20 protein-coding genes and 1 riboswitch are annotated in these 22,135 nt (G+C 47.5%); of the genes, 15 read left to right on the forward strand and 5 right to left on the reverse strand.

Annotation, left to right across the window (positions count from 1 at the left end):
- The first annotated feature begins 57 nt into the window (after window positions 1-57).
- The 7 genes from ACXADP_RS05425 (at window position 58) to ACXADP_RS05455 (ending at window position 7,312) form a co-directional block, all read left to right on the forward strand.
- Window positions 58-873 carry a YitT family protein gene (locus ACXADP_RS05425; RefSeq protein WP_474970433.1) on the forward strand — a complete coding sequence of 272 codons (816 nt, stop codon included), beginning with the start codon at window positions 58-60 and terminating at the stop codon, window positions 871-873.
- Window positions 874-923: 50 nt separating this feature from the next.
- Entirely contained in the window at window positions 924-1,286 is a 363-nt protein-coding gene (gene cccB / locus ACXADP_RS05430) for a cytochrome c551 (protein WP_474969443.1), read from the forward strand.
- A gap of 152 nt (window positions 1,287-1,438) precedes the next feature.
- The gene (ftsE, locus tag ACXADP_RS05435) at window positions 1,439-2,125 is read left to right on the forward strand and encodes a cell division ATP-binding protein FtsE (protein ID WP_474969442.1); all 687 of its coding nucleotides are present in this window, start codon (window positions 1,439-1,441) and stop codon (window positions 2,123-2,125) included.
- 198 nt (window positions 2,126-2,323) lie between these two features.
- The gene (locus ACXADP_RS05440) at window positions 2,324-3,823 is read left to right on the forward strand and encodes a S41 family peptidase (RefSeq protein ID WP_474971038.1); all 1,500 of its coding nucleotides are present in this window, start codon (window positions 2,324-2,326) and stop codon (window positions 3,821-3,823) included.
- A 100-nt stretch (window positions 3,824-3,923) separates the two neighbouring features.
- Entirely contained in the window at window positions 3,924-5,114 is a 1,191-nt protein-coding gene (locus tag ACXADP_RS05445) for a PDZ domain-containing protein (protein WP_474971039.1), read from the forward strand.
- Window positions 5,115-5,475: 361 nt separating this feature from the next.
- The gene (locus ACXADP_RS05450) at window positions 5,476-6,954 is read left to right on the forward strand and encodes an Lsa family ABC-F type ribosomal protection protein (RefSeq protein ID WP_474971040.1); all 1,479 of its coding nucleotides are present in this window, start codon (window positions 5,476-5,478) and stop codon (window positions 6,952-6,954) included.
- Between the two features lie 64 nt (window positions 6,955-7,018).
- Window positions 7,019-7,312: a hypothetical protein gene (locus ACXADP_RS05455; protein WP_474971041.1), complete on the forward strand. Its 294-nt coding sequence runs from the start codon at window positions 7,019-7,021 to the stop codon at window positions 7,310-7,312.
- A 94-nt stretch (window positions 7,313-7,406) separates the two neighbouring features.
- On the opposite strand, the gene ACXADP_RS05460 is transcribed toward ACXADP_RS05455, so the two are convergent.
- Together ACXADP_RS05460 and ACXADP_RS05465 are read right to left on the reverse strand one after the other, a co-directional pair.
- On the reverse strand, window positions 7,407-8,558 hold the full coding sequence (locus ACXADP_RS05460) for a hypothetical protein (protein WP_474971042.1): 1,152 nt from the start codon (window positions 8,556-8,558) through the stop codon (window positions 7,407-7,409).
- On the reverse strand, window positions 8,551-9,087 hold the full coding sequence (locus ACXADP_RS05465; protein ID WP_474971043.1) for a sigma-70 family RNA polymerase sigma factor: 537 nt from the start codon (window positions 9,085-9,087) through the stop codon (window positions 8,551-8,553). Before ACXADP_RS05465 ends, ACXADP_RS05460 begins: the two co-directional genes overlap by 8 nt.
- Before the next feature lie 455 nt (window positions 9,088-9,542).
- Here ACXADP_RS05465 and ACXADP_RS05470 point away from each other — a divergent pair, with 455 nt between their 5' ends.
- Window positions 9,543-10,694, forward strand: a complete 1,152-nt coding sequence (locus ACXADP_RS05470) for a S1C family serine protease (RefSeq protein WP_474971044.1) — start codon at window positions 9,543-9,545, stop codon at window positions 10,692-10,694.
- An 18-nt stretch (window positions 10,695-10,712) separates the two neighbouring features.
- Window positions 10,713-11,582 (forward strand): peptidylprolyl isomerase, encoded by an 870-nt coding sequence (locus tag ACXADP_RS05475; RefSeq protein ID WP_474971045.1) that lies wholly within the window; start codon window positions 10,713-10,715, stop codon window positions 11,580-11,582.
- 241 nt (window positions 11,583-11,823) lie between these two features.
- On the opposite strand, the gene ACXADP_RS05480 is transcribed toward ACXADP_RS05475, so the two are convergent.
- Entirely contained in the window at window positions 11,824-12,597 is a 774-nt protein-coding gene (locus ACXADP_RS05480; RefSeq protein ID WP_474971046.1) for an alpha/beta hydrolase, read from the reverse strand.
- A 199-nt stretch (window positions 12,598-12,796) separates the two neighbouring features.
- Here ACXADP_RS05480 and ACXADP_RS05485 point away from each other — a divergent pair, with 199 nt between their 5' ends.
- Window positions 12,797-13,213, forward strand: coding sequence for a hypothetical protein (locus ACXADP_RS05485; protein ID WP_474971047.1), 417 nt, complete (start codon window positions 12,797-12,799; stop codon window positions 13,211-13,213).
- A 209-nt stretch (window positions 13,214-13,422) separates the two neighbouring features.
- The gene (locus ACXADP_RS05490) at window positions 13,423-13,848 is read left to right on the forward strand and encodes a hypothetical protein (RefSeq protein WP_474971048.1); all 426 of its coding nucleotides are present in this window, start codon (window positions 13,423-13,425) and stop codon (window positions 13,846-13,848) included.
- On the opposite strand, the gene ACXADP_RS05495 is transcribed toward ACXADP_RS05490, so the two are convergent.
- Window positions 13,804-14,298 (reverse strand): GNAT family N-acetyltransferase, encoded by a 495-nt coding sequence (locus ACXADP_RS05495; RefSeq protein ID WP_474969427.1) that lies wholly within the window; start codon window positions 14,296-14,298, stop codon window positions 13,804-13,806. The two genes, ACXADP_RS05490 and ACXADP_RS05495, sit on opposite strands and share 45 nt — an antisense overlap.
- A 103-nt stretch (window positions 14,299-14,401) precedes the next feature.
- A riboswitch (TPP riboswitch) is annotated at window positions 14,402-14,508 on the forward strand.
- Between the two features lie 79 nt (window positions 14,509-14,587).
- On the opposite strand from ACXADP_RS05495, the gene ACXADP_RS05500 reads away from it, so the two are divergent.
- The 4 genes from ACXADP_RS05500 to ACXADP_RS05515 all read left to right on the forward strand — a co-directional run bounded on the left by ACXADP_RS05500 (window position 14,588) and on the right by ACXADP_RS05515 (window position 21,104).
- Window positions 14,588-15,874, forward strand: a complete 1,287-nt coding sequence (locus ACXADP_RS05500) for an acetylornithine deacetylase (protein ID WP_474971049.1) — start codon at window positions 14,588-14,590, stop codon at window positions 15,872-15,874.
- Window positions 15,874-16,560 (forward strand): thiaminase II, encoded by a 687-nt coding sequence (gene tenA / locus ACXADP_RS05505; RefSeq protein WP_474971050.1) that lies wholly within the window; start codon window positions 15,874-15,876, stop codon window positions 16,558-16,560. Before ACXADP_RS05500 ends, tenA begins: the two co-directional genes overlap by 1 nt.
- Window positions 16,561-17,114: 554 nt before the next feature.
- Window positions 17,115-19,058, forward strand: coding sequence for a BglG family transcription antiterminator (locus ACXADP_RS05510; RefSeq protein ID WP_474971051.1), 1,944 nt, complete (start codon window positions 17,115-17,117; stop codon window positions 19,056-19,058).
- An 87-nt stretch (window positions 19,059-19,145) separates the two neighbouring features.
- Entirely contained in the window at window positions 19,146-21,104 is a 1,959-nt protein-coding gene (locus tag ACXADP_RS05515) for a fructose-specific PTS transporter subunit EIIC (RefSeq protein WP_474969422.1), read from the forward strand.
- Between the two features lie 29 nt (window positions 21,105-21,133).
- Here ACXADP_RS05515 and manA read toward each other — a convergent pair whose 3' ends face one another.
- Window positions 21,134-22,093, reverse strand: a complete 960-nt coding sequence (gene manA, locus ACXADP_RS05520) for a mannose-6-phosphate isomerase, class I (RefSeq protein ID WP_474969421.1) — start codon at window positions 22,091-22,093, stop codon at window positions 21,134-21,136.
- Window positions 22,094-22,135 lie beyond the last annotated feature (42 nt).

The following is a 22,135-nucleotide window of genomic DNA, read 5'->3' on the forward strand; positions in this document are numbered from 1 at the left end:
ATGATGATGGCTAAAAAATACCGCAGGGAGCCGGTGCCGCCGGCCCTTCGTCATACGATGGATTACGGTCTCGTCATTCTCGGGTCCTTTTTTGTAGCAATCGCTTTTAACTTGTTTTTACTTCCCAATAACGTTGCTTCCGGAGGCGTTGCGGGGATCAGTACGATCACCAAAGGCGTCTTCGGCTGGGAGCCTGGCGTCGTCCAGTGGGTGCTGAACATTCCCCTGTTTATTATGGGCTGGCTGATCCTTGGGAAAAATTTCGGCTTCAAATCGTTAGTGGGGACGGTCGTTCTTCCGTTTTTCGTTCTTTTAACGAGCTCGATGGATGCGGCAACCCCTGATCCGCTTCTCGGGGCTATTTTTGGAGGGATGGGTGTCGGCCTCGGTCTCGGCATTGTATTCCGTGGACGGGCGTCTACGGGGGGCATCGATCTTGCCGCTCAGGTCATCCATAAGTTCACGCATCTTCCGCTCGGCATCTGCGTGGCGATGCTGGACGGCCTGATCGTGATCACGTCCGCGTTCGTATTTTCCCTTGAGGAAGGATTGTACGCCTTGATCGGTCTTTTCGTCACAAGCCGTACCATCGATTTTGTCCAGGTCGGCTTGAATACATCGAAAAATGTGATGATTATCACAGAAGAAGTGGACGAGGTCCGTGATGAGATCTTCCGGCAGATTGACCGCGGCGTAACCGTTCTTAGCGGTGCCGGCGGGTACACTGAACGCGAGCGGCGCGTCGTAATGTGTGTCGTTCAGCAGAATGAATTCATCAAATTGACACAAACGGTCAAGACCGTCGATCCGGGGGCTTTTGTCGTCGCAATGAATGCCACAGAGGTGCTCGGAGAGGGTTTCAAAACGACTTGACTCGGTTATACTTACATTATATTTCTATAAAATACCAGGGGGGATGACATGTGAAAAAACTTTGGCTGGCTATGATGCTGGGACTTATCCTTATTCTCGCTGCCTGCGGAGGCGGGGAAGAATCATCCGATGAAGGTACGAACGAAGAAACGACAGAAGAATCATCCGACAGCAGCTCGGAAGATACGGTCGATGCAGCAGCGGCAGAGGAAGTTTACCAGAGTAACTGTGCGACCTGCCATGGCGGAGATCTTGAAGGTGCAATGGGGCCGGCGTTAACGGAAGTCGGCGGTAAATATTCTGCAGATGAAATCGTAAATATCATCAAAAACGGGAAAGGCCAGATGCCTTCCCAAGGCGTCTCTGATGAAGACGCCCAGCTTGTGGCCGGTTGGCTGGCAGCTAAAAAATAATCCAAGAAACGTCCGGTGTATTCAGCCGGGCGTTTTGTTTTGATAAAGAAATGTAATAATTTCTTAGCTAAAAAGACGGCTGTTTAATGTTATAATGATGGTGTTTGTAACAAGATCTGGCTAATAATAATAAAGATTAAGGTGATACATGTATGATACAGATGCAAGGGGTTTATAAAACCTATCGGAACGGAGTGACCGCACTGAACGGTCTTGACGTGCAGATTGATCAGGGTGAATTCGTTTATATCGTCGGGCCGAGCGGAGCAGGAAAATCGACGTTCACCAAATTGATTTACCGTGAGGAAAAACCGACGAACGGAACGGTTTTGATCAACGATATCAACACGTCCACGATGAAGCAGCGCCGCATTCCGATGCTGCGCCGGAAGATTGGTGTCGTTTATCAGGACTTCCGCCTGCTTCCGACCTTGACCGTATATGAAAATGTGGCCTTTGCGCTCGAGGTCATCGAAGAAGATACGGCCAACATCCGCCGCCGTGTTATGGACGTTCTTGACCAGGTGCATTTGAAAAATAAAGCCCGTTTTCTTCCGGATGAGCTTTCCGGCGGGGAGCAGCAGCGTGTTTCCATCGCACGGGCGATGGTGAACCATCCGAAAATTCTGATCGCTGACGAGCCGACCGGTAACCTTGACCCGGATACGTCATGGGAGATCATGCACATTCTTGAGGAAATCAATACAGGCGGTACGACCGTCCTGATGGCAACGCACAGCAGAGAGATTGTCAACACGATTCGTAAGCGTGTCATTGCCATTGAAGACGGCATGATTGTCCGCGATCAGGCGCAGGGCGACTACGGCTACGAAATGTAATGAAAAGGGACTGTCTCACGAGCGGGGCAGTCTTTTGTTTTTCTATTCTGATAGACCGATAGATTTCCCACCATGAAATAGACATGCAGAAAGATTGGCGTGCATACGTTAATATCAGGCTGTATGACATTTACGTTGCAGGAGCTTTTTTGCTAGTATAGAAGCAATAAGGAAATCCATTATAGAAGGGTGAATGCGATGAATATAAAACCGCGGTACGTAGTGCTTTTTCTAGCGCTTGCGGTACTTTTGGGAGCTGCCGGCTCTTATATCGGCCTAGAGTATTTCGGAAGCGGCTCCAAGGAACAATCGCAGTCGGAGCAGTACGCCAATACCGAAGCGGAGAACTTTGGTAGTTTAACAGAGGAACAGCAGAAAGAAGTCATAGAAAATATGAGTGGCGACGCTGACCTGAAGAAGGTCGAACAGGCGTATTCTGTCATTGAGGAGAACTACTTGGAGGATGTGGACAAGCAGACCCTCGTGGAAGGCGCCATTCAAGGCATGCTGGATACACTGGAAGATCCGTACAGTGTCTACATGGACCAGGAAACGATGGAGCAGTTCAACCAGACCATCGAATCCAGCTTCCAGGGCATCGGAGCTGAAGTGAGCATGGTGAACGATAAAGTGACCATCGTAGCGCCGATTAAGGGCTCACCTGCCGAGGAGGCTGGCTTGAAGCCGAACGATCAGATTTTAACCGTTGATGGGGAAAGTGTCGAAGGGCTTGACTTGTACGAAGCTGTCCTGAAAATCCGCGGTGAGAAAGGGACGGAAGTGACACTTGAAGTGGAACGTCCCGGCGTCAGCGAACCGCTCAACATCGACATCACCCGTGATGATATTCCGCTGGAGACCGTCTATTCTGATATGAAAACGGTCGACGGTAAAAAAGCAGGCGTGATTGAAATTACATCCTTCTCAGAGAAGACCTCTGATGAATTCCATAATGCGCTTGAGAAACTGGAAAGTGACGGCATGGAAGGACTCGTCATTGATGTCCGCGGAAACCCGGGCGGATTGTTTACCGACGTCCAGGAAATCCTGAAGGAATTCATTCCGAAGGACAAGCCGATCGTGCAGGTGGAAGACCGCAGCGGTGAGAAAACGGAGTATTATTCAGAAATTACCGAGAAAAAAGAGTATCCGGTCACGGTCTTGATGGATGAAGGAAGTGCATCAGCTTCTGAAATTCTGGCCGCTACGATGAATGAAGCCGGCGGTTATGATCTTGTCGGAACGAAAAGTTTCGGAAAAGGAACCGTCCAGCAGGCCATCCCGATGGGGGATGGCAGCACGATCAAGCTGACGCTGTTTAAGTGGCTCACACCGGAAGGCAACTGGATTCATGAAAAAGGGATAGAGCCGACGGTTGAAGTGAAGCAGCCGCAGTACTTCTATACGAACCCTGTGGATATTGAAGATACGCTCACTTATAACGACAACAATGAAAAAGTGAAAAACGTACAGGAAATGCTGAAAGGTCTTGGACATGATCCCGGCCGTACGGATGGCTACTTCAGTAAAGAGACCGAAAAAGCTGTGAAAGCTTTCCAGAAAGATGCCGACCTTGAAGCCACGGGAGAAGTGGATGAAAAAACCGGCGGGAAGCTGGAAGAAGCAATCATTGAACAAGTGAGAGACGAAGCCAACGATAAGCAGATGGACAAAGCGGTGGAGGTCTTGTTTGAATAAGCAGGATTCTGCCGATTCATGACGAAATATATCCGTAGTCGATGACTGCGGATTTTTTCGTACGACCAGACCTGTTGGTGAAGTGTTGGAAAGGAGAATCGTGTTGGGCGCTTGGTTTATGGAAATTCTTCAAGGAACGGGCAGACTGTTTTTGCTGCCTTTTTTATACATTGCTCTCATCATGAGTGTGATAGTATCAGCAAATCGAATCAAAAAAGAGAGGCGCATGTTCGGAACACGGGTATTCGACCGTTTTTCTGAATGGAAAGGGACGTGGAGTGTGTCGCTTCTCACAGGACTCGTCATCAGTATCATCGGTGTAGGGGCTGGACTGACCGTCTCCTACCCGTTTCTTTTTCTCACAGCAGCCATTCTGTTGCTTGTGAGTCTGACTGGACGGCTGTTGTGGTATTCTCCCGCCTACACGCTGGGGGTATCAGGGCTTGTCCTTTTACTGCTGCCGTTGCTGCCGGAAAACTGGAAATCCCACCCTTGGATTGAGACATTGTTCGATACTTCCCTACCGATGGTGGCGCTGCTGTTGAGCCTCCTGCTGGTCAGAGAGGGGTTACTGCTGCTGAAAACTTCCCCTTCTCATACGTACCCGGAGCGGACAAAAGGACGGAGGGGCCTGTGGATCGGGCAGCATAGAGGAAAACGAGTGACCGTTGTTCCGTTCTTTTCCCTTATTCCGGGAGGCTTGATTGAACCGTTCGCTTCCTGGTGGCCGGTCATTCCTGTTGGTGGCGACACGTACGGGGTCATTCTCATTCCTTTCGTTCTCGGGGCAGAGTGGCTTGTACGCGGCCAGTCCCCGGAAATGGCGTCCAAAACGATCGGTCGTCATACGTTCTTATTGGCTTTCTTCCTTACTATGCTGGCTGTAGGGAGCTTTTTCTTAGAAATTCTTTCGATTGTCGTATTTGCGCTTGCCTTGATCGGGCGGGAATGGATTTATCTCCGCCACCGGTCAAGAGAGGATAAACCCCCGTTCTTCACATCGACGCCAAAAGGGGTTCGAATCCTTGGCGTGATTCCTGAGAGCCCGGCTGATCAGATGGGCCTGTTCCCTGGTGAGCTTATTGAACGGGTGAACAGCATCCCGGTCCGTACCGAGAATCAATTTTATGAAGCCCTTCAAAACACAGGCGCGTTCACGAAAATTGAAGTGCGCGATGAATGGGGCGAAAACCGTTATGTGCAGCGGGCGATGTATGAAGGAGAGCATTATGAGCTCGGTCTTGTATTCGTAGAACCGCCGACACATGAAAGTTCGGTCGGGTTCTTTTGATACGAAATAAGAAACGTTGGTATGATTGATTGTGTTTGAAAAAAAGAAGTGGTACGATGGAAAAAACAGAAAGGACTGATGATGCCAAATGATTAACTAATCTATATTTTATTAAAGTGTATGATTTCGAATACCACTAAAATATAGGATTAGTCTATTATTTATAAAAATCAGTCGTGACCTCCATGTGCTGTTTTCTATTGGCATATTTGTTGGTTTATCATGATGTACGTTGACTAATCCTTCCAATTATTATTGGGAGGATTTTTTATTCCTCTCATAGTTGGTTACCTTTCATCATCTATTTCCCTCGTCTGTACGGAAGTAGATGTGTGTTTGAATATGTAAAGGAGGAATAAAGATGTCGATGATTCAAGTGCAGAACCTGACCTTTTCCTATCCAAGCAGCTTTGACAATATTTTTGAGAATGTAAGCTTTCAAATCGATACCGATTGGAAACTCGGCTTTATTGGTCGCAACGGAAGAGGGAAGACAACCTTCATGAACCTCCTGTTAGGAAATTACGAGTATAGCGGTCAAATCATTTCCTCTGTGGAATTTAATTATTTTCCTACGCCGGTTCCTGATAAAAGGAAAGCCACCCATGAAGTATTGGAAGAGATTTGTCCACAAGCAGAAGACTGGGAGTTCTTTCGCGAGATCTCGTTGTTGGATGTGGACGCCGGGGTTATGTACCGTTCGTTTGATACGTTATCCAACGGGGAGCAGACGAAGGTGCTGCTTGCGGCGCTTTTCCTGAATGAGGGGCAGTTTTTATTAATTGATGAGCCGACCAACCACTTGGATATAGAGGGAAGAAAAATGGTTGCTCATTATCTGAATAAGAAAAAAGGCTTTATTTTAATTTCCCATGATCGAAACTTTGTCGATGGATGTGTGGATCATATCTTATCGATCAACAAAGCGGACATCGAGGTTCAGAACGGGAATTACTCTTCATGGAAGCTGAACTTTGACCGTCAGCAGGAACTGGAGGACGCGGTCAATGAACGGCTTAAGAAAGATATAAGCAGGCTGAGAAAATCATCAAAGCGCTCAGCCGGCTGGTCTCATAAAAAAGAAGCTTCCAAAAATGGCACGACCAACTCTGGTTCTAAAATTGATAAAGGATATGTCGGCCATAAAGCAGCTAAAATGATGAAGCGTTCAAAAAACATAGAAGCCAGGCAGCAGAAAGCCTTGGAAGAGAAGGAGACACTCCTGAAAAATGTGGAGTCCAGCGAGTCATTAAAATTAGAGCCGTTGAAATTTAAGTCGAAGGAACTTCTTCGTGTTGAAGAGCTAACCGTGATGTATAACGATGCCAAAGTCAATCAACCGGTTAGTTTCACTGTTGAGCAGGGGGACCGAGTCGTGTTCGATGGTAAAAATGGTACAGGGAAAAGCAGTATTTTAAAGCTGATCTTAGGAGAACCCATCCATCACTCGGGAACCATCACATCAAATGCAGGACTGATCATCTCCTATGTGAAGCAGGATGCTTCTGATTTAAAGGGGAGTTTATCCAGTTTTATAGAAGAAAACCATATCAACGAGCCGTTATTTAAGGCCATTTTACGTAAGATGGATTTTGAACGGGTGCAATTTGAAAAAGATCTATCCACTTATTCGGAAGGTCAAAAAAAGAAACTGCTCGTAGCCAGAAGTTTGTGTGAAAGAGCTCATGTATACATCTGGGACGAGCCCTTAAATTTTATTGATATGTATTCCCGTATGCAGATTGAGGATCTTATTGAAAGGTTTCAACCTACCATGCTTTTTGTGGAGCATGATCAAGCATTTAAGGAGAGAGTGGCGACAAAAACCATCTCTTTATAGCTGTACACATGATTTCATTAATTACCCCTTTTTGGAAACGACTGTTGAAGTTAGGAATGAGGAAATGAAACAATCATTAAATACATTAGGTTCCATGGTTCTTTTTATCGGAGTCGTGCTGTTTATCCTTAGGTTTCAACCAGGTATGGATCTTTTTTTTACACCTTGGCTCTTTTCTATTACAGGGCTGGGTTTCCTGGCTTTTTCTGCGATTTCAGCTAAAGAAGAAGCGAGTCTTTTCTGCAGGGTAGGCTTGCACAAGTATGAGAAGATCGGCTGGGATGATGAAATAAAGTCCAGAGCTGTATATCAGTGTCAAAGGTGTGGAAAGAAGAAGAAAGTGTTCAGGGCTTTCTAAAGCTGTGTTAAGTCAGTAAATGATAATTAACGCCTGCCTCAACATCAGCGGAGGCAGGCGTTATTATGTTCGTTAGAAGGTTGCTGTTAATTCTTTACCACCGCACGTCAATTCCTTCAAACTGCAGCTCTTCATATTCTGGTACGACGGCGGGATCGACCCTGACGATGGTCAGGGATTTTAATTTCAGGATATCTTCAGCTGTCCCTTGGAAGGAAGAATTAATTAAATTCAAATACTGGACATTCTGCATGCCTTCAGACACCTGGCTTAAATCATTGACTGTGGAGCCAATGAAAGTGACCTGCTCTAACGTTGGAACCTCCTTCAACAATTCACCGGGGATAAGAGCCTGGTTCAGTTTCAATACTTTTAAGGATTTCATGGCCTTGAAGTATTCAGTGTCAGCGTCGACATGAAACGTTTCGGTCAAATGAGAGGCATTGATGGTTAATTCCTCAAGATCCAGTAAGTCCCCTTTTGTAAGAGTATCTGGTTCTTTATCCAGTGAACGTGCAATGGACCGTAATAGAAGGTCCTGCATAGAAACAGGTTCATCAGCTCCCACAACTTTTACAAAGTCTCTTTGTGTCCTATTGATGTCGTATTTTTCTTTCGTTAAGGATTTCCTATCCTCGGATAAGTAAATCAGTTCAGCTGATGTGAAAATGTTGTATTCTTCACTCCATTGAACAACGAGAAACAAATCAAGCTCATTGTTTTGATAGGCTTCTATAGACGGAGGCGTGTGACTGGGGTCAGCTGTGTCCGGCACTTCAGAATCAGATGGGAAAATGAAGGATAATCTTTCCGTTTCCTCTTCTTGAGAAGCTTTTATTTCCTTTCCATTGAAGTCTTGAACAAGTTCCATTATTTTTTGTTCCTTCGTCTGGTTGATTACGACCTCTTTTATTCTTTCAATCTTTGTGTCAAGATCCAGTGTGGTTTCTTTTACTTCCTCCTCCTCCTTTCCCTTTTCCTCTTTTTTATCTGGTCCTTCTATGAACTTATCTTCATTAGGAGAAGCAGGGGACTGAAGCGGATTTTCTGAAGTGAAGAAGTATAGGGACCCGGTCAGCATGAGTAATGCCGTCATCACTGTCAACAATTTAGGGAAGGCCTGGTGCAGCCAAAGGAAACGACTATTTTGTTTGTTGGCGTAAAAGCGTCGGCGATCTTCATTCGTGAATAGGGGTTTATCGCTGATCTGATCATCTATCGCTTTTTTTATTCTCTTTTTACTCAAGAGTCAGTCCCTCCTCGTTGACTTGTTGTTTTAACAATTGACGAGCCCGCTGCATGCGTGTTTTAACTGTGGACAAGGCCGTATTGGTAACATCCGCGATTTCCCTCTGCGTCATATTCTGTTGGAAGGTTAAAATCATCACTTCCCGATATTTCACGGGCAGATTCAGGATAGCTTCCGCAATTTCGTCCCATTCTTCTCTTTGTATAACCGTCTCTTCCAGATGTTCAGGATCTTTTTTATCCAGCCATTGATCTTTTACAATTTTGATCCGGTGTATAGGAGAGCGTAAATAGTCTTTGCACCGATTGATAGTAATCCTCATGACCCAGGTCTTTAACTGGGACTGCCCGTGGAATTGATCCCACTTCCGATAAATGAGAATGAGCACGTCTTGAAAAATGTCGTCGGTGGTGTGGTGATTTTTCACATAGGTATAAATGGTTCGTTTCATCACTTCTCCATAGTGAGTCATAATGTATTCGATGACTTCATCACGTGAGAAGTGTACTTGTGTCTGACCGGTCACTAGCCTCTCTCCCTTCTCATAGATTAGACGTTCGGTAATCTGTGAGGGTCTCACAATACAGGAATATTTTTGCAGGGTAAATCTATGGAAGAAAGGAAGGAAATCAAATCATGAATTTAGACATACCAAATTGGACAATCATTCTCTCCGTCGTGTTCCTCTGCCTCTGTTTTTACTTCACTCTATCATTTATTGAAAGCATACAGGACGGGGAAAAGCGTGTAGTCAAACAATCAAAATCAGCGGCTGTCCTTTGTTTTGCTGCAGCATTTTTAATCCCTGTATGTGTGAGTCTTATTAACGGGTGATATTTTCCGCATCAGAATTGAAACCAAGCCCTCACCTCTCCCAAAGGTGAGGGCTGTTTTTTTATGTCCAATGATTTACACTCTGACATCCTCCTGACACATTCAAGACTTATAGTGTAATCAGTTCAAAGGAAATGAGGGAGTGGAATGAGTGAACCGAAGACATCACTTTTAAAAGTAACCGGCATCGCCTTATCCTCAGGGATTTTAGGGGCAGCACTTACATTAGGAACCGTGTCTCAAATGGAAGAACTGCCGAATACATCTGAAACGGCCAGCGCGTCTCCAGAGGCAGTGGAGGCTGAGACAGAACCATTATCCACAACGTCTGCGTCTACAGCGGATGTTGCAGAACAGGCCTCGGAAGCGATTGTCGGTGTCGTAAACTTGACGAACCAGCAGACGCCGTTTGCTTCGGGAGAGGATGTGACAGAGGCGGGTACAGGCTCCGGTGTCATTTATAAGGTGGAGGACGATGCCGCCTATATTGTGACGAACAACCATGTGATTGAAGGGGCATCGGAAGTGGACATCTCCCTTTTTGACGGGGAGACCACCTCCGCGGAAGTCATTGGCGCCGATGCGCTTACGGATATTGCCGTTTTGAAAATAGAAGGAAGCTTTGATATCGAACCACTGGCCTTCGGCGACTCCGATTCCATCCGTGCAGGCGAGGATGTCCTTGCCATCGGGAACCCGCTCGGCCTGGACTTATCCCGGACGGTCACCCAGGGGATTGTCAGTGCGGTCGACCGGACGATTTCTGTAACGACGTCTGCTGGAGAGTGGGATCTTGACGTCATACAGACCGATGCCGCCATCAGTCCGGGGAACAGCGGGGGTGCGTTAATCAATGCCTCAGGTGAGCTGATCGGAATCAACAGCTTGAAAATGGCGGATGCCGATGCGGAAGGGCTTGGCTTTGCAATTCCAAGTAATGATGTGGAAACACTGATTGCGGACATGAGTGAAGATGGTCAGGTGGACCGCTCCTACCTCGGCGTGGGTGTCGTCGGCGTCAATGAGGCGCCTGCCCAGTACCGGACGTCACTGCCGGAAGGAACCGAAGAAGGCGTCATTGTCGCCTCTGTCGATGAAACATCAGCCGCTGCTAAAGCAGGCCTGCAGGTTGACGATGTGATGACTTCTATCGATGGAGTGGCAGTCTCAGACAGCACGGACCTGAGAAAATATTTATATACAGAAACAAACGCAGGCGACACCGTCGTCGTGGAATTTTACCGAAATGGAACTTCGCAGACGGTGAATGTGACCCTTACGGAACAAATCAATGAGTAGAATAGGAGTTTTGAAAAGATGAATAAAAAAATGCTGCTGGGAGGAGTGGTGGCGGTTTCCGCTGTCCTCCTGATTATTTTGAGCCTGAGTATGGATCCGAAGGAAAGTGTAGCTTCCGTGAACGGAGAAGAAATTGAAAAGGAGGAGCTGTACGATACGCTGGTGGAACAGTACGGTCAGGAAACGCTGGATACGCTGATTACCAACAAAATCGTTGAACTGGAAACAGAAGACAATGACATTACGGTGAGCCAGGAAGCTGTGGAGGAAGAACTGGCTATGTACTATGATCAGTACGGTGGTGAGGAAGCCTTCCAGTCCACTCTTGAAGCAAGCGGGATGACGATTGCGGACGTAGAGAAGGATATTGAAGATTACTTAGCTGTTGATCTGCTGCTTGCTGAGAGGATTTCCATCACTGATGAAGAGAAGGAAACGTATTTTGAAGAGAACAAGGAAAGCTACAATCAGCCTGAGCAGGTAAGTGCGAGACACATCCTGACTGAGACCGAGGAAGAAGCGGAGGAAGTATTATCAAAACTGGACGATGGCGAGGCGTTTGAGGATCTGGTGGCCGAATATTCCATCGATGATACGACAGTGGCCTCCGGAGGCGATCTAGGGGCGTTCAGTGAAGGTGAAATGGTCGAAGCCTTTGAGGAGGCCGCTTTTTCCATGGAGGTTGGAGAAGTCAGTGATATCGTTGAGACGGAGTACGGCTATCACATCATTGAAGTGACCGACCATACCGAAGCGCAGGATGCAGTTTATGATGAAGTCGAAGAGGAAATTGGTGAGACGTTATACCAATCCAAAGTCAGTGAAGAGTACGACCTTTGGATGCAGGAAAAAATGGAGGAGTACGATATTGAAAACACTCTGGAGTAAATAAGAAAAGGCCAGCCGTTTATAGGCTGGCCTTTTCAGTTTCTTGAACATGTATTTGTCCATTGTGTTTTTTATGAGGGTCACGGTCACGGCCTCGGCTAAAGCCACCTGCCCAGGATCTTCGGCTCGCGCTGTTCCCGCAGGCGTCACCACCCAACGCTTCTCGAACCTATTCATCTAATAACTCCTGACAATCATAAACACGGGAGGGATGTCTCTACAACCTGAAAAGGTCAGCCATTTACGGGCTGACCTTTTTTCGATGATTGATGGAGGAGCGCGTCTCCAGATAGGAAAGCAGCGCTCCGATGATTTGATCCTTATCGTAGTCCATCGAGGCGACGTGGTAGGAATTCTCCAAGACGTATTTCGATACATTGTGGGAAGAGACTTTTCTAAGGATGTAATCGGTATTCTCCGGTGGAACGACGTTGTCAACGCTGGACACCAAACAGGTGAGTGGACATCGAATGCCGGATAATTTTCTTCTGACGACCTTCATATACTTCAACAGTTCCTGGTAAGCGGTCAACGGTGTCTGGGTATAGGTGATCTCCACCGCACCGGGGTCTTTGATGTCAGGCTTTCCTTCCTCTATATAAAAGGGTTCGGACGCTTGTTCCAGATGGGAGAACGCCGGGATATACATAGCTGGGTTGATTAACGCTATGCCGGAAATGCCGGGATATTGAGCAGCGAGGTCCAGGGTCAGCGTGCCTCCCATCGACTGACCGATGACGAATACTTCCCTGCACCGGGAGTACAACTGCAGATAAGCGGCTTCGATTTCCATATACCAATCGGAGAACGAGCAGGAAGCCAGATCTTTATAGTGCGTTCCGTGACCTGGAAGTCGTGGCACCGATACGGTATAACCTTGATCCGCCAGCCCTTCTGCCACCTCTCTCAGACTCTGGGGCGTTCCTAAAAAGCCATGACAGAGCAGTACCCCTGTATCATTTCCTTCAAAAAACAACGATTCCGCACCATCAATAACCGGATAGGCTTCCTTCATCATGTTTCCCTCCATCTTCATTCACTGGTTGTTCGATAAAAATCTATTAGTGCTATTAAAATACAATAATTCCGATAAGTCAACTATGTTATATAAGCTGATCCATTTGATCAACGCTTTCCTTCCATGTGAAATGGATTTTTCAAGGGCCATCCAGGAATGCTAGAATAGAAGAGAAAGTGTAAAAGGGGGCTTGCTTTTGAAGGGAATCCTATTGGTGCTTTTATCTGTTTTAATCCTGACAGCGTGTCAAAGTGAAAGGGAATGGTCCTTCTCTGAAATTGGGAAAAAGGATCTTCCAGGGGACGCGTTGTCCTATTTTCAAACGGTAAAAAATAGACATGGAAATCATATGTTCCAAGAGGGAGATCAGAATACGGTGTATATCTATTTGAACGGAACAAAACAGGGCGAAGGGGCGGAATATTATACATCCTTCGAGGTCCGGGCAGAAGAAGATACGCTGAACCTGTTATACAAGACAGGGGCCGGCGCTGGTGGTTCGGTTAAATCCGAACGCTTCTACAGAGTCGACGGTTATCAAAGTTATGAGATCCTGAGGATTTATGAAAACGGAAAAGAAGCCGCCTTTGAGACCATATCTCTGGGCGGATAATTTTCTCTATCCCTATAGAAAAAGGACTCTCCTCCTCTCATTGCCTTACCCTGATCCATAGGCGTCGCCAACGCCTATACTGCAATCTGGTCATGTGGTGAGGTCTTGAGGAAGTTGAAGCCTGCGGGAACAGAACAGACCCACCCAAAACCGGAACCTGCGCTTCTTTTACCTACATAAATAAAACAACATGAAAGTGAGCCTGTACGATGCGGAAAATTCTTGCTGCCTTAATCAGCAGTTTTGTAACAGCTTTATTGGTTTCTATTTATCTCACATCGGATTACAGCAACCTGGTCGGAAACTTATATTTTAATTTAGTCAACATCTATTTGGGGCATGCTGTGTTTGCCCTCCCCCTATCCTTGATAGCCGATCGTTTAAGCAGTCAGCTGTCGTTGGGACGCTTTTTTATTGAGTGGGGCCTGTATCTTTTAATTGGACCACTTCTAGCTGTGTTATTGGCTGTCTTTACGATGTTCTTAAGCTTGTATCTCATACCGATCAGTTTCATTTTTCCAATCACCTACACGCTCGTTAAAAAAATTCCTGCTGCTTTCCTGAAGAGGAGTCTGACAGCGGCTGTCCTCTTATCCGTTGCGGTCATCATGGCTATGTATTACAGTATCCGTTAGTTTCAGGGTCATAAATAAGCTGTTCGGGTCTTCCTTGTAGCCGGCGAAAGGACCACAGAAAACAAACCCGAAGTTCTTATACAGCTGGACAGCCGGATGGAACGCCTCTTGAGACCCGGTTTCTATAAAGAGCTGTGTATACCCTCGGGCGCTGGGTTCATTTATGATGTGTTGGAGCAATCTGTGGGCGACGCCTCGTCTTAAATGGGAAGAGGCCGTTCTCATCGACTTGATTTCTCCGTGCGCCGGATGGAGTTCTTTCAACGCTCCCATTCCTGCCAGCTCTCCCTTTTCCCAGGCTGTCCAAAAAGTCACGCCGGGCTGCTTTAATTTTTCTATATCCAATGCGTGGATGCTTTCTGGCGGGGAGTGCAGGGTCATATTGAAAAGGTGTTCCTTTATGAATGCTTGTACTTCATCGCTTGTTAAATCATCGTTTTTGATGTCCATCCATGGCCTCCTGTTTTATACGTCCTCCATCTACATTTCGCGTTTAAACGGGACTTGTCCTTTCCGGCCCCCTGTGTTGTAATGAAAATAACAGTTTTATAGCATGTTTCACTAGGGGAGCCCTGATGACGGGGCTGAGAAAAGCAGAAGCTTTGACCCTTACAACCTGATCTGGCTCATACCAGCGGAGGGAAGTGAAGCGGTCGATGATTGATCTTTTCTTACATGATGATCAAGCCCGCTCCTTCTCTCGAAGGGGCGGGCTTTTTATATGGAAGGAGAGAGTACGATGATTCAGTTAGAGGAATTGCTGCAGAGAGTGGAGGAAAAGGAAGAGGAGATGCACCAGCTTCTAGGGGACTTGGTCGCCTTTCCGACGTTAAGCCCTCCAGCCCGAAATGCGGCGGAAGCACAACAGTACATAGAAGAGTATTTAAGCCGGATGGATTTTGAAATAGACACGTGGGAACTGTACCCCGGCGATCCGATTGTCGTCGGAACGAAAAAAGGAACCGACCGGGAACACAGCAGAAGTCTCATCTTAAACGGTCATATTGATGTGGCTGCGCTGGATGAAGGGGAATCGTGGGAGCATGATCCTTTTACACTGACCTCGAAGGACGACCGCTTGTACGGTCGCGGCACGGCGGATATGAAAGGTGGAATGGCGGCTGTTCTGTTTGCACTCAAACTGCTCCATGAAGCGGGAATCGAGCCGACCGGCGACCTTCATGTGCAGTCCGTCGTCGGTGAAGAGGTCGGAGAAGCAGGAACAAAATCCTGTGGAGAAAGAGGGTATCATGCCGATTTAGCCATCGTAGCCGATACGAGTAACTGTGCCATTCAGGGGCAGGGAGGCGTCATTACCGGATGGATTACGATTGAAAGTCCGGAAACCTTCCACGACGCGGAACGCCGTTCGATCATTCATGCCGGTGGAGGAAGATACGGAGCAGGGGCAATTGAAAAAATGATGAAAATCATCCAGTCGCTGCAGGAATTGGAGCAGCACTGGGCGGTGACGAAATCGAGTCCAGGCTTTCCACCTGGATCGACGACAATCAATCCGGCTGTCATTGAAGGTGGAAGGCATGCCGCTTTTATCGCCGACCGCTGTGCTTTATGGATTACCGTGCACTATTATCCAGAAGAGCATTATGAAGATGTGATCGAAGAAATTGAAGCACATGTCCGTGCTGCCGCCCAGGCCGATCCATGGCTGAAAAACCATGCCCCTCAATTCAAATGGGGAGGAACGTCCATGATCGAGGAGCGCGGAGAAATCTTCCCCGCCTTTTCTGTCGATCCTGCCCATCCAGGGGTACAGCAGCTTCAACAAGCCCATAAAATCATCCATGGTACGCCGGCGGAAATGTCCATGTCTCCGACTGTGACGGATGGAGGATGGCTCTCAGAAGCAGGCATCCCGACCATTCTCTACGGTCCCGGCACGCTGGATCAGGCGCATGCGGTGAATGAGTCGCTGGACAGGAGACAGCTGTTGGATTATACGAAAACAATGATGGCTTTTTTATACAATTGGTTTCAACAAGCAGATGACAAGGAGGAAGCGTAATGTTTACAGACCGTTTATACGAAAGTGCCCGTCCGATTTGGGAGGCCTACCTCGATCATCCATTCGTCAAAGGGATTGGGGACGGCACGCTCGAGCTTGAGAAATTCCAATTTTTCATGCGTCAGGATTATTTGTACTTGATTGATTACTGCCGCGTGTTTGCTCTTGGTTCCGTTAAGGCGAAAAGCCTGGATACGATGACGATGTTCTCTGAACTGCTTCATTCCACTTTAAGTGAGGAAATGGAGCTGCACCGGAACTATGCGGAACGGATCGGCATCAGCCGGGAGGAGCTGGAGGAAACGAAACCTTCTGCCACCCTCCTCGCCTATACGAGCTATATGCTGAACAAGGCAAATCAAGGATCAGAGGCTGAGGTGGCGGCCTGTGTGCTGGCCTGCACATGGAGCTACAACGTGATCGGCTTTCACCTTGCCGAACAAAATCAAGGAGAAAAGCACGAGTTTTACGGCGATTGGATTGAGATGTATGCGTCCGAAGAATTTTCTGAGCTTGCTTCCACACTGAAAAAATTAATCAACGAGCTGGCTGACGGACTTCCGGAAAGGGAAAAAGCTCACCTCGAAGAGATCTTTATTCATACGAGTAAGCTGGAGTATATGTTCTGGGAGATGGCGTGGAAACAAAAAATGTGGGTCGAGGAAGAGAGCTTTTTGAATACCTGAACACCCCTCTCCTCTTTTGAAAAGCGTTTAGACGCACTCAACTGCCTATCTGCCATGTGGATGACCACGATCCGCTTATCGGTGGATGCTTGCCGTGGGCCCGGCCTCAGCTAACTTGGACAGGAAGATCACCTGTCCAAGTGGATCTTCGGCTCGTGCTGATCCCACAGGCGTCACCACCGAACGCTCCTCGTGACATCCGCAGATTTCCTCTGACAAGAGAAGTTATCCAACTTGGAATAAGGTTAATCAAGAGTAAAACGTTCCAGGACTTAAAGAGGTATATGATAACGCTGTTCTTTGGATAAGAGGCTGTTCACCAAGTATTTGTCTTCAAATCCCCGATGGATTTTCAATGGAACAAGATAAATGGTTACCTTTCATACATCCATTAAAAAAATGCGGATCATCTTTTCCGAAGACCACCCTCTCCTAAATGGAGAGGGTTTTGTCATTAATGTCGAAAGTAGTCAAAATGTCACGAACGAGGTAGAATGAAAGGTAGACGATCCCTTTCAATCCATTTGAAAAAAGAGGCAAAGGAGAACATACCTATGAAGGAAATCCAACAGCAGATCCTCCACTATTTTACCGGGATGCCGAACACGTTCATCCCGACAGGTAAGATTGCGGAGTCTCTCGGATACTCAGATAAAGCCATTCGGAATCATCTGCCGGCCGTTCAGGATTATTTGGACGAGCAGGGACGGACGGGTGTCATTGAGAAAAAAGCCGGCCGCGGGGTGCGGCTTGCGATTAAAGAAGCTGACAACGCCCTGTTGATCGACCATCTCCATCATTCCTTTCCTCAAAATGAAGCGCAGGATCGTTCCCTCCGGACGAAAATCGCCTTTGCCCTGTTGTCCGCCCCACGCCCGGTCACCATCCAGAAGCTGCGGAAAGACTACTACCTTTCCCATACCGGTGTCCGAAATATTCTGGATGAAATCGAAACATGGCTGCACCCTTATCATCTGGAAATGGTCCGCAAGCAGAAAATCGGCGTATATATTTCCGGAGAGGAAAAACAGATCCGTCAGGCCGTGACAGGACTTTCTTCACTGGAAGGCCCCGCTGAAGATGTAACAAAGGTTCTTTTTGATTCCTTCTTCATACGGACGATTCAGCACGAATTGGCAGCCCTTCAGGAAAAACATCAGGTCGACTTCACTGATGCAGCCCTCGAATCCCTGCTTCTCCATACCGCTTTTATGATTAAGAGGGTTCAGCTTGGTCAGATCATTTCGCTGCCGGAAGAAGATGTCCAGTCGATCCGGACCCACGAAGAATTTCCGTGGGCGGAAGAAATGTGTAATCGTCTGGAGCGTGTTTTTGCGATGACGTTCCCAAGGGAGGAAGTCCTCTATTTGAACATGCATCTGAGAAGTGCGAAAACTCATGCGGCATCCAGGGAAGGTCTTACACCGGGGCTTCCCGAAGAAATTTCCAACATTATCGACTGGCTGGTGACAGAAGCATCGGCCCAGACCGGGTACCGTTTTGAAGAAGACGAAGTCCTGCGTGATCATTTATTTGTACATCTGAAAACGACGCTGGCCCGCCTTTCCTACGGGTTGTCCATCTCCAATCCCTTACTGATGACCATCAAGAAAAAGTATCCATACCTTTTTGATACGCTTGTCTGGATTTTAGACCAGCACAAGGAAGAGCTTCTCTACCCGATTCCGGAAGAGGAGGCCGCCTATTTAGTGCTGCATTTCCAGGCGGCTCTGGAAAGGAAGGCAACCGTGAAAAAGGAAAAAGTGGAAGTGGTGATCGTCTGTCATATGGGGATGGGACTTTCTCAGCTGCTGGCAGCACGGATGGAAAAGCTGTTTCCAGATATCCATATTCACGGCAGTATTGCGGCGCACCGGCTGCGCTCGTTCACAAAAGAGCATCGTGTAGACGGGATTATCTCTACAGTACCGATTGAAGAATTGGACATTCCTGCTGTCGTCGTTTCGCCGTTATTTGAAGCGGACGATCAGTCGCATGTAAAAAGTCTCATCAAGCAGCTGGAGCAGGGGAGAACCTCTGATAGAAAAAGGGGAAAAGAATCCGTTCTCCTTCAGAACATGTCGCCTTTTCTCATTCAAACGGGGCAGTCCGGGGTGTCTAAATATGAAGTGATCGAGGAACTCTCCCGCCTGCTTATGAAAAAAGGGTATGTGAAAGAAGGTTATCCTCAATCCTGTCTGCACCGGGAATATTTGTCTTCTACAGCCATTGGCGGCGGAATCGCCATCCCTCATGGCCGGGCGGAAGATGTGCACAGCTCCGCCATAGCAGTGGCCGCCTTTCCTGAACCTGTGGAGTGGGATGGTGAGCTGGTGCATGTCGTCCTGCTTCTTGCGATGAACTATGAAAACACACAGGAAGCCCGGCAGTTGTTCAGGGAAATCCACACGTTAACGTCAAACCCTTCATTCGTAAAACAGCTGGCTGAACAGCAAGATGCCGCAACATTTATGAATGCGCTTTACAATAATCCATAAGTACCACAGCCTGTGGAAGATATAAAAATTATTCCTCCCTTATTGTTTGCTACAGTATAAGTAAGCGATAACAAGAGGAGGAAGCTTATGAAGATTCTAGCGATTACATCATGTCCCAACGGCATCGCCCATACGTACATGGCGGCAGAAAACCTGCAGAAGGCGGCCGATGCGATGGGCATCGATATAAAGATTGAAACCCAGGGGTCCATCGGGGTGGAAAATGAATTTACGCAGGCAGACATCGATGCAGCTGACGGGGTGATTATTGCGGCTGATAAAACAGTCAATAAAGAGCGGTTTGTCGGCAAGCCACTTGTAGCTGTCGGTGTCCAGCAGGGGATTAACACTCCTGAAAGATTGATTCAGCGGATTATTGATGGTCAGGCATCCGTCCATGAAGAAAGCGGTCAACGCTCCAATGAAGATGCTGGAAACGCATCCGGTGGGAAAGGGCAGAATGCCTTTTACCGCCACTTGATGAACGGGGTTTCCTACATGATTCCGTTTATCGTCATCGGAGGACTGTTGATTGCCATTTCGCTCACACTTGGCGGCACATCTACACCGGAAGGCATTCAAATTCCGGAAGATTCCTTCTGGAAGACGATTGAAAACATTGGTGCTGCATCGTTCAGCTTCATGGTACCGATCCTGGCTGGTTTTATCGCCATGAGTATTGCAGACCGTCCGGGTCTTGCGCCGGGGATGGTTGGCGGGTACATTGCCATGAACGGAAGCTTTTACGGCAGTGAAGCCGGAGCTGGCTTCCTTGGAGGAATCATAGCTGGTTTCCTTGCAGGTTACATTGCCCTGTGGATTAAGAAAATCAAAGTCCCGAGTGTTGTCCAGCCGATTATGCCGATCATTGTCATCCCGGTGCTTGCTTCCCTTGCCGTCGGATTGATTTTCGTAACGATCGTAGGTGCACCGGTCGCCCAGATTTTTGAGTCGTTGACAACGTGGCTGCAGGATATGCAGGGAACAAGCTCCATTCTGCTTGCTTTAATCTTAGGCGGCATGATTGCCTTTGATATGGGGGGACCTGTCAACAAGGTCGCCTTCCTGTTCGGATCAGCCATGATTGCAGAAGGAAACTATGAAATTATGGGTCCGATTGCCGTCGCGATCGCCGTTCCGCCGATCGGTATGGGGATCGCTACCTTCTTGAACCGCCGGAAGTTTGCGGCAACGGAAGTGGAAACAGGAAAGGCATCCTTTACGATGGGGCTTTTTGGAATTACAGAAGGAGCCATCCCATTTGCTGCGCAGGATCCCTTCCGTGTCATCCCGAGTAACATGATCGGTGCCATGGTCGGAGCTGTTATCGCCATGATGAGCGGAGTAGGTGACCGTGTTGCCCATGGCGGACCGATTGTCGGTGTGCTTGGAGCTGTGGATAACGTCCTCATGTTCTTCGTCGCCATTATCGTTGGTAGTTTTGTAACAGCGATTACCGTGAACCTTTTGAAAAAAGAAGCAGCTGTAGAACCTGCATTGGCGGGAGTGCCGACGCAGCCAGCAGCAGAGGAAACGGTGAAAGAGGAAAAACCGGCCGTGAAAGAACAGCCGCAGCCGGAAGAGGAAAACGCAGACCTTCATTCGCTCACGAATAAAAACCTGATCCAAGTGAACGTAAAGGCAGAATCAAAGGAACAGACCATTGATGAGTTGATTGATCTTCTAGCAGCAGAGAATGTCTTGACGTCCCGCACCGATGTTAAAGAGGCGATTTTACAACGCGAAGCGGAAGGATCCACAGGCATCGGAATGAACATAGCCATTCCGCATGCCAAATCGACCGCTGTGAAAGAACCACGAGTCGCCTTCGGAGTGAAAAGGGATGGTGTCGACTGGAACAGCCTTGATGGCACAGAAGCCAAGCTGATTTTCATGATTGTTGTACCGAAGGAAAGTGAAGGAACGCAGCACCTGAAAATTCTACAGATGCTGTCCAGAAAATTAATGGATGATCATTACAGGGAACAGCTTTTACAGGTCACATCAACCGATGAAGCCTATCAGTTATTAAAAGAAGTCAAATAAAAATCAGAGGGCCTGAGGCCCTCTGATTTTTATTTTGGATAAGAAACAATGGCTTTTGCCGTTCCTTCCAGTTTGAAGTTTTCCAACCCGTAAGGAAGAATAACATGATCGCCTTTTTTCAGGAGCTGTGTGTCTGTTCCTGTGAAAGTCACTTCGCCCTCCAGGATGGTAGCCAGCAGATAATCGGCCGGTTTACTGCTTTCATAGGCACCATTGAGATCGAGATGGAAGACTGTAAAAAAATCATTTTCCGTCAGAGTGGTAATCGAAAGGTCCTGGTCCTGCTTATAAGAAAAATCATTTTCCTGTTTTTCATCTGGAATTGTTGTGACCTCGACGGCTTTATCTAAATGAAGCTCACGCGTCTGATTCTGGTCATCCCGGCGGTCATAATCGTACACGCGGTAGGTGGTATCGGAGTTCTGCTGGGTTTCAAGAATCACAATACCTTCTCCAATGGCGTGAATCGTGCCGGCGGGGACGAAGAAGAAATCGCCTGGTTTGACAGGTACGCGGCGCAGAAGCCCATCCCAGTCTCCTTTTTCAATATAATCCTCAAGCTCCCCGCGCGTTTTTGCATGGTGACCGAGAACGATTTCAGAGTCTTCCTTACAGTCCACAATGTACCAGCACTCTGTTTTTCCATAGGCTTCATTATCTTCAAGCACATGGGCCTGGGCGTCATTGGGGTGCACCTGCACAGATAGATCATCATTGGCATCCAGAAGCTTAATCAAGAGCGGGAAGGCCTTCTCATCGTTGTCCTCATTGAACAATTCTTTTTTATGTTCCTTCCAGGCGTCCATCAGTGTCCAGCCTGCCAACGGTCCGTTTGTAATCGTGGAGGATCCGCTCGGATGGGAGGCGATTCCCCAGCATTCACCTGTGTGGTCACTTGGAATATCGTAATCAAAATTCGTATGTAGAGAACTGCCGCCCCACACTTTTTCCTTAAAGATCGGGGATAGTCGTATTAAATCTGTATACATAGCCAAACTCCTTTATCTGTGTGATAGAGTAAACCGCTTACG

It is taken from the genome of Halobacillus sp. AWH4_228 (assembly GCF_056158365.1).